General features: G+C 64.2%; 10 protein-coding genes. 5 read left to right on the top strand and 5 right to left on the bottom strand.

Features of this window, described 5'->3' with window-relative positions; all coding sequences use genetic code 11:
- Positions 1-188: 188 nt before the first annotated feature.
- Both MESS4_RS24220 and MESS4_RS24215 read left to right on the top strand, forming a co-directional pair.
- The gene (locus MESS4_RS24220) at positions 189-833 is read left to right on the top strand and encodes an alpha/beta family hydrolase (RefSeq protein ID WP_006336713.1); all 645 of its coding nucleotides are present in this window, start codon (positions 189-191) and stop codon (positions 831-833) included.
- A gap of 8 nt (positions 834-841) precedes the next feature.
- Positions 842-1,615 (top strand): exodeoxyribonuclease III, encoded by a 774-nt coding sequence (locus MESS4_RS24215; RefSeq protein WP_006336711.1) that lies wholly within the window; start codon positions 842-844, stop codon positions 1,613-1,615.
- 158 nt (positions 1,616-1,773) lie between these two features.
- On the opposite strand, the gene MESS4_RS24210 is transcribed toward MESS4_RS24215, so the two are convergent.
- Positions 1,774-2,472, bottom strand: a complete 699-nt coding sequence (locus MESS4_RS24210) for an RES family NAD+ phosphorylase (protein WP_036241993.1) — start codon at positions 2,470-2,472, stop codon at positions 1,774-1,776.
- The gene (locus MESS4_RS24205; protein WP_006336708.1) at positions 2,466-2,879 is read right to left on the bottom strand and encodes an MbcA/ParS/Xre antitoxin family protein; all 414 of its coding nucleotides are present in this window, start codon (positions 2,877-2,879) and stop codon (positions 2,466-2,468) included. Before MESS4_RS24205 ends, MESS4_RS24210 begins: the two co-directional genes overlap by 7 nt.
- Positions 2,880-3,130: 251 nt before the next feature.
- Between MESS4_RS24205 and MESS4_RS24200 the strand changes: the two genes are divergently transcribed.
- The gene (locus MESS4_RS24200; protein ID WP_006336707.1) at positions 3,131-4,330 is read left to right on the top strand and encodes a hypothetical protein; all 1,200 of its coding nucleotides are present in this window, start codon (positions 3,131-3,133) and stop codon (positions 4,328-4,330) included.
- On the opposite strand, the gene MESS4_RS32620 is transcribed toward MESS4_RS24200, so the two are convergent.
- From MESS4_RS32620 to MESS4_RS33710, 3 genes are all read right to left on the bottom strand, one after another.
- Positions 4,331-4,426, bottom strand: a complete 96-nt coding sequence (locus tag MESS4_RS32620; protein ID WP_081609839.1) for a hypothetical protein — start codon at positions 4,424-4,426, stop codon at positions 4,331-4,333.
- Between the two features lie 42 nt (positions 4,427-4,468).
- Complete coding sequence (locus tag MESS4_RS32615) at positions 4,469-4,573, bottom strand: lasso RiPP family leader peptide-containing protein (RefSeq protein WP_006336705.1); 105 nt, start codon at positions 4,571-4,573, stop codon at positions 4,469-4,471.
- Positions 4,574-4,698: 125 nt separating this feature from the next.
- Positions 4,699-4,899, bottom strand: coding sequence for a hypothetical protein (locus MESS4_RS33710; RefSeq protein ID WP_006336703.1), 201 nt, complete (start codon positions 4,897-4,899; stop codon positions 4,699-4,701).
- Between the two features lie 372 nt (positions 4,900-5,271).
- Here MESS4_RS33710 and MESS4_RS24190 point away from each other — a divergent pair, with 372 nt between their 5' ends.
- Positions 5,272-5,823: an isochorismatase family protein gene (locus tag MESS4_RS24190; RefSeq protein ID WP_036242002.1), complete on the top strand. Its 552-nt coding sequence runs from the start codon at positions 5,272-5,274 to the stop codon at positions 5,821-5,823.
- A gap of 110 nt (positions 5,824-5,933) precedes the next feature.
- On the top strand, positions 5,934-7,556 hold the full coding sequence (locus tag MESS4_RS24185; RefSeq protein ID WP_006336701.1) for an ABC-F family ATP-binding cassette domain-containing protein: 1,623 nt from the start codon (positions 5,934-5,936) through the stop codon (positions 7,554-7,556).
- Positions 7,557-7,758 lie beyond the last annotated feature (202 nt).

The raw sequence follows: 7,758 nt of genomic DNA, 5'->3' as shown, positions 1-7,758 counted from the left end.
CCCCCCTCTGGCCTGCCGGCCATCTCCCCCGCAAGGGGGAGATCGGATGCCGCCATCGCTTTCGCCAATCGCCAATGTTGGAAGCCGGGCGGCGCGCAGAAGCTGCCGATCTCCCCCCTTGCGGGGGAGATGGCCGGCAGGCCAGAGGGGGGTGGGACGGAACGCAGCCTCCATAAGTGGGGCGCCTCATGACGACCTTCCTCTTCGACGGCCCCCACACCGCCGCCATCACCATCCTGCTCGCCCACGGCGCCGGCGCGCCGATGGACTCGGCTTCGATGGCCGCGACGGCGAAGGCACTTGCTGACGCAGGCTTTCGCGTCGCGCGCTTCGAATTCCACTACATGGCCGCTCGCCGCTACGGTCACCGCAAGCCGCCGCCGCGCGCCGAAACGGTGAACCCGGAATATGTCAAGGCGATCGCCGATCTCAGGGCGAAGGGCGTGACGGGACCGCTCGTCATCGGCGGCAAGTCGATGGGCGGGCGTGTCGCCTCGATGATCGCCGACGAGATGTTTTCCAAGGGCGAAATCTCAGGCTTGCTCTGTCTGGGCTATCCCTTCCACCCGCCGGCCAAGCCGACGCAGTTGCGCACCAAGCATCTGGCAGGGCTGAAGACGCCAACGTTGATCTGCCAGGGCACACGCGACGAGTTCGGGACGCCGGACGAGGTCGCGACCTACGATCTTTCGGAGAGCATCGAGATCCTCTGGCTGGAGGACGGCGACCACGACCTCAAGCCGCGCAAGAGCATTTCGGGCTTCTCCACCGCCGATCACCTGAAGTCGCTCACTGAGGCGGTGAAGGCGTGGACGGGAAGGATCGTCGGCTGAAGCGCCTGATGAAGATCGCCACCTTCAACATCAATAACATCAACGTGAGGCTGCAAAACCTGCTGGCGTGGCTGACTGTGGCCAAACCTGATGTCGTCTGCCTGCAGGAGCTCAAGGCGAGGGACATGCAGTTTCCGCGTACGGCACTCGCGGATGCCGGCTATGGCGCGGTGTGGAAGGGCGAGCCGACCTGGAACGGCGTCGCCATTCTCGCGCGCGGTTCGGAACCCATTCTGACCCGCGATGCGCTGCCCGGCGACGACACCGACAAGCAAAGCCGTTACATCGAAGCTGCGGTCAACGGCATTGTCATCGCCTGCCTCTATGCGCCGAACGGCAATCCGCAGCCTGGACCGAAATTCCAGTACAAGCTGGCCTGGCACGACAGGCTGGAAGCGCATGCCGCGGAGCTGTTCGACACCGGCCTGCCGGTGGCACTGGTCGGCGACTATAACATCGTGCCCGAGCCGCGCGACATCTACCCGACCCGCTCCTACGATGACAACGCGCTGGTGCAGCCGGAAAGCCGGGCTTCGTTCCAGCGTCTGCTCAACCAGGGCTGGCTTGATGCGCTGCGCAAGAAATACCCGAAGGAAACGCTCTACACATTCTGGGATTACCGCCGCAATCGCTGGCCACGCGACGCCGGCATGCGGCTGGATCACATATTGCTGTCGAAGAAGCTGGCGCGCCGCCTCACTGCTGCCGGCATCGACCGCGACGTGCGCGGACAGGACGGCGCCAGCGACCATGCGCCGGTGTGGGTGGAGTTGAAGAGGTGAATAGTGAATAGTGAATAGTGAATAGTGAATAGTGAATAGTGAATAGTGAATAGTGAATAGTGAATAGTGAATAGTGAATAGTGAATAGGCTGTGGTCGTTGCGGCACTGGATGTCACTACTCACTACTCACTACCTACCATTCACCATTCACCATTCACTAACTCACCGCCAGCACCCGCCCCGTATCGAGCTGGCGCACGAAATCCACGCCGGCGCCGTTCCAGTGGTAGCTGTAGTGGCGGCCCTGGATGGGGATGGTGATGACGTCCGGCCAGAAGATGCCGATGCAGCGTCCGCCAGTCAGGCGCACGCTGGCCCAGCTAAGACCGTCGCTTCCAGCCGCCCGCAGGCCGCGTCCTTCCGTTTGCGAGGCGCTGTAGTCGTCCGGGTCCAGCACGCCGGGCACCGCGTCGACATCGTCGAGGTCGCGGTCGACGCTGCCGATCACCACGCGGAAGTCGGCGGTCCAGCCCGGCTCCTCCTTCGTCGCGAGCATGAATTTCTGGTGGTGATGGATGGTTTCGGCCAGCGCGACGTCTTCGCTGTCGCCGGCATAGTAGATCCCGTAGCTGCCGTCCGAGAAGCGGCCCGGCCGCAGGGTCGAGCAATGCACGAAGGGCGCCATCACCAGGCTGGCGCCCGGGCCGGAAACCCGTCTGGCGGCAGGAACCTTGCCGAGGTCGCCGATCTCAAGCCGGATGCGCGGATTGGTCTTTTCCTCGACCGCGGCAAGCGCCTCCCAGTCGCGCGGATCGGCGATGTCCTCGAAGAGATCGATCGGCGGGTAGATGGAGCGGATGATGCGAAAGGTCTGCTGCCAGAGAACGTGGCGACGAATCGCAAGTCCACTCACCATGCACCGCGTTCCGCATCGATCCATTCACGCATTGCCGAAAGATCGGACATTTCCCCGCGCAGCATGAGATCAAGCGCCGATTGGCCGCCCAAGGCGGCGTTGGGCTTGCGGATCCAGGCATAGCCGCGCGACGGCTCGCTGAACAAATAGCGCAGGCCTTTGTGGATGCCCATCAGGTGCGCCATCCTCATCCTGAGATCGCGGTCGATCCTGCCGATGAGCCCTTCCTTCCAGCGTGCCCAGGTGCGGGGCGACATGCCGCCAAGAAGGATGCAGGCCTCGCCATCGGTGAGAGACCAGGCCTTGAACAAATTGACCGTGGTGCGCGCCAGGGCGCCGGCCTCCTCCTCGGTAATGGCAGTTGCGCCAACCGCGGCAGGCGTGACGACAATAGGCTGAAGCTGCATAACGCACCTCACTTTCTGGCAAATATATAGCACATGTTTGCCAATTGGCAAGGATTGCCCCAGAGATCTCCCGAGCAAGCCGAGGAGGATGGGCAACATCGACCACGCCGTGTCGGCGCCTTCATCCAGCGCCATCTGTCCAGCGGCCAGCGCGCAAGCTAGGCTGCGGCAAAGCGCCAGCCAAAGGTTTCCAATGATCGACATCTCGCCCTCGAATGAATTCACTGCATTGCTGTCGGGGTCTGGCCGCCATGGGTGATTTCGGCCTGGTCGAAATCACGATCGCGTCCGCGGTCGTCCTCGCCGCCGCCTTGGCGTTTCTTTACTGGCTGATGCGGCAAGCCCGTCTTCGGCGAAAGGCGCGGCGCTGGGCCAATCCGGCGAACGACTATGCAGTGCGCGCCGATTGGCGACCGAGTACCACCACGACGCTCAACTACTCGTCCTTCGTCTACATGGATGTCGATGGCGACGGAAAATATGGGCTCGCCGACCGGCCGATGGCCGGCATCGTGGTGCGGCTGTTCGACGGGCAGGGCGCCTTCATGGCGGCGGCGCGAAGCAACGGTGGCGGCTTCGCCAACTTCAAGATGTCGGCGACCCGGCGCCGGGCCGCGATCCGCTCGCCCGGCACCTACCGGTTTTCGGTCTCGGTCCCGCCGGGCTGGCGCGCCAGCAGCGCCAATCAGGACCAGTCGTTGCGGCTTTCGGATGCGCCGGCATCGCTGGTCGGCCTGGTTGGCGAGAGCCTGCCGAAGCCGGTCGGTCTCGTGCCCGGGCGCAGGTTGACAGGCAGAATGTCGGCGGGGATTGAGACTACACTGTCGGTGACGGGCAGTGGCCAGATTCTCGAAAGCCGGATGCTGGCGCCAGGCGTTCCCTTCCGCTTCGATCTCGCGGATCGGGCCGACGAAGTGGTGATATCCGGTGGCGGGCTCGACCGGCGCCTTGTATTGTCATCCTACCCCACCGATCTCGGCCTGCTCTCACCCGGCTCCATCGCGCCCGATGCGGCGCTGCACACGATCGGCTTCGACGACGTGACCACGCTCGGCCTGCGCAAGGTAGCCTCTGGCCATTCAGGGCTCGACTGGCGCAATCTCAACGCCATGTCGCGCGACCACGTCAAGGACAGCGAGGGCTACGTCAACGGCAATATATCGGGAGCCCATATCGCCTACACCAGCAGCGGCCATCCGGCCGAATTCGGCCGCGAACGCCCTTTCGGGTTTCACTCGGCGATGCTGACCGCGGCATGGTTGATGTCCGAAGGAGAGACGGCGGTGATCGAAAGCTGGCTTGGCAAACAACAAATTGCCGGCGACGAAATCGTGCTGTCGGCGCTCACGCCGGTGCATTATGCGCCGATGCTCAAATCAGTAACGCGCGTTCGCCTCTCGACGAAGCATCACTGGCAGCTCGTGCTGGACGATCTGATCCTGATCCTCTGATCAGCCGTCTATGGGGCTTGAAAGCGAGCCATTGGCGGTGATCGCCGAAAGCCTGTCCTTCTTGACAAGCGTCGGCTTCTCATAGCTTTTTCTCATGCCGAACCCTCCAAAATGCCGGATGATCCTGGCGGGGCCAGATCAGGCTCCGGCGCCGTTGACGGGACCCGAAGCGCTGTTGTCGGCCGTGACCGCCGAGAGCCTGCCCTTTTTGACAAGTGTCGGCTTCTCATAAATCTTTTTCATGCTCAAACTCTCCAAAATATCCCGACCGGATAATGTCTGGCTTCCGCCTAATGTCAACCATGGGCGGGCGGACGCCACATGCCTGTTGCCCAGGAAAGCGATGATCCGGTTCTGGCCGCCCGAGATCAGCCTGCGGGGCCGATTGGGCCGGAAGCGCCATTGACGGCCGTGACCGCCGAAAGCCTGCCATCACGCTCGACCTGCACGGCGATCCGGCTGAGGCCAGAGTCGCGAGCGTCAAAGTCCATGTCAATGGCGAGACCATCGACCTGCGGCGAACCGGCGCGCGTTTCAGCGGTCGGGCGCTTGTTCCAGCCGCCGAGCATCGGAGAATCCACAGTGTCTGGCGCGGGTCATACGGCTCGATCCTCACGGCTGTCGTGCGGCTGGATGACGGGCGCGCCGCTGGAGCCTATGCCGTGACGGGTGGGATTGAATGAGGTGTTGCTGCCGACTGAGCGCGCAATCTCCCTCCTCGTGGGGGAGATGCCCGGCAGGGCAGAGGGGGGCGCTGTCCCGCGGCAAAGATTTTGCTCTTGCGCAGATTGTTCCGTTAGTCACAAGCGAACCGATAGGTCGGCGATCCTTCACGCCCCCCTCTGTCCTGCCGGACATCTCCCCCACAAGGAGGGAGATCGGCAGCGTCGACGGCGCCGCGTATCCTTGACCCGCTTTCCACCCACGCTATGTTCGCGACCATGTCAGAGACCAGCCCTGCAGCCACCGCGCCGCTCATCGTCATCGACCTGCAGACCGGCATGTTCGACGGCGTCGCCGAGCCGCCGATCCATGATGCGCCAGGCATTGCCGCGCGGGCCCGCGCGTTGATCGACTGGGCACGGCGCGGCGGGCGCAAGGTTGCGTTCGTCAGGCATGACGGGCCGGCGGGCGATCCGCTGGCGCCGGGCGAGCCGGGTTGGCCGGTGTGGCCGGCGCTTGGCCAGGCCGGCGACGAGCCGACCTTTGCCAAGAGCGTGGGCGACGCCTTCAGCAATGCGGCACTTGGCGAATGGGTGGCCGGGCAGGGCGCCGGCGAGGTCGTTCTCATCGGCGCGCAGAGCGATTTTTGCGTGGCCGCGACGGTCAAGGGCGCCTTCGCGGTGGGCTTGGGCGTTACCGTGGTTTCCGATGCTCATAGCACAATGGACAGCGCCAGCGAGACCGCGCCGCGGATCATCGCCCGGCACAATGCCGCCTTCGCCGATGCCGGCGTCAATCTGGTGACGACGAAGGCGCTGACTGGCGGCTGACCTTTCAGGTTCGGGCGATTTGGCGCAGACGCTCATGATCCGCGCGCTTCCTCTGGCGCGGCCGATCGCGTATGGGCTCCGGGAAAATCCCTCAACATTCCTGGAAAAGCATGATTCGACTGGAAAGCATCAGCAAGCAGAACGGCAGGCAGATCGTCTTCATCGAGGCCACCGCCGCCTTGCAGAAGGGCGAGAAGGTCGGGCTGGTCGGCCCCAACGGCGCCGGCAAGACGACGCTGTTTCGCATGATCAATGGGCAGGAGCAGCCCGACGAGGGCCAGGTGTCGGTCGATCGCGGCGTCACCATCGGTTATTTCAGCCAGGATGTCGGCGACATGGCGGGCCTGAGCGCGGTGGCCGAAGTGATGAACGGCGCCGGGCCGGTGAGCGCGGTGGCGGCCGAGATGCGTGAGCTCGAGCACGCCATGGGCGACCCCGACCAGGCCGATGAGATGGACGACATCATCGCCAGATATGGCGAGGCGCAGCACCGCTTCGAGGAGCTCGACGGCTATGCTCTGGACGGCCGTGCCCGCGAAGTGCTCGACGGCCTCGGTTTTTCGCAGGAGATGATGGACGGAGACGTGGGAAAACTCTCCGGCGGCTGGAAGATGCGGGTGGCACTGGCGCGCATCCTGTTGATGCGGCCCGACGTCATGCTGCTCGACGAGCCGAGCAACCATCTCGATCTCGAAAGTCTGATCTGGCTGGAGCAGTTCCTGAAAGGCTATGAGGGCGCGCTGCTGATGACCTCGCACGACCGCGAGTTCATGAACCGCATCGTCAACAAGGTGGTGGAGATCGACGCCGGTTCGCTGACTGCCTATTCCGGCAACTACGAGTTCTACCAGCAGCAGCGGGCGATCGCCGACAAGCAGCTGCAGGCACAGTTCGAGCGCCAGCAGGCGATGCTGGCCAAGGAGATCGCCTTCATCGAGCGTTTCAAGGCGCGGGCCTCGCATGCCGCCCAGGTGCAGAGCCGGGTGAAGAAGCTGGACAAGATCGACCGCGTCGAGCCGCCGAAGCGCCGCCAGATCGTGAATTTCGAGTTCCAGCCGGCGCCGCGTTGCGGCGAGGACGTGGTGACGCTGAAGAATGTGCACAAGGGCTATGGCAGCCGCACCATCTATGCCGGGCTGGACTTCCAGGTGCGCCGGCGCGAGCGCTGGTGCATCATGGGCGTCAACGGCGCCGGCAAGTCGACGCTGTTGAAGCTGGTGGCCGGCGCTTCCGAACCCGACAATGGCACGGTGGCGCGCGGCCCGAGCGTCAAGATGGGCTATTTCGCCCAGCATGCCATGGAAGTGCTGGAGGGCGAGCGCACCGTGTTCCAGACGCTGGAGGATGCCTTTCCGCAGGCAGGCCAGGCGCCGCTTCGGGCGCTCGCCGGCTGCTTCGGCTTTTCCGGCGACGAGATCGAGAAGAAATGCCGGGTGCTGTCAGGCGGCGAGAAGGCCAGGCTGGTGATGGCGCTGATGCTGTTCGATCCGCCCAACCTCCTGGTGCTGGATGAGCCGACCAACCATCTCGACATCGCCACCAAGGAGATGCTGATCACGGCGCTGTCGCAGTACGAAGGCACCATGCTGTTCGTCTCGCACGACCGGCATTTTCTGGCGGCGCTGTCGAACCGCGTGCTGGAGCTGACGCCCCAAGGCATCCACACCTATGGCGGCGGCTATACGGAGTATGTCGAGCGCACCGGGCAGGAAGCGCCAGGGTTGCGGGGGTAGGGCGAGGCGCTCCTGCTGCTGCGCGATCTCGAGACCAAACTCGCCGGCGCGCTGGCGCAAAAGCTGCCGCCGCAAGTGCTGGCGGAGGCGTTCGGCCAGCCAGGCTGAGACGGACCGCGCTGGCCCGGAAACGCTCCAACCGATCGATGGATCATTAACGGACGAACGCGTCCGAGCCTGTGCCGCTGGCCGCGACTTGAAT

It is taken from the genome of Mesorhizobium sp. STM 4661, from assembly GCF_000359125.1.
Lineage (GTDB): Bacteria > Pseudomonadota > Alphaproteobacteria > Rhizobiales > Rhizobiaceae > Mesorhizobium.
This window is presented reverse-complemented; position numbering and strand designations above follow the sequence as displayed.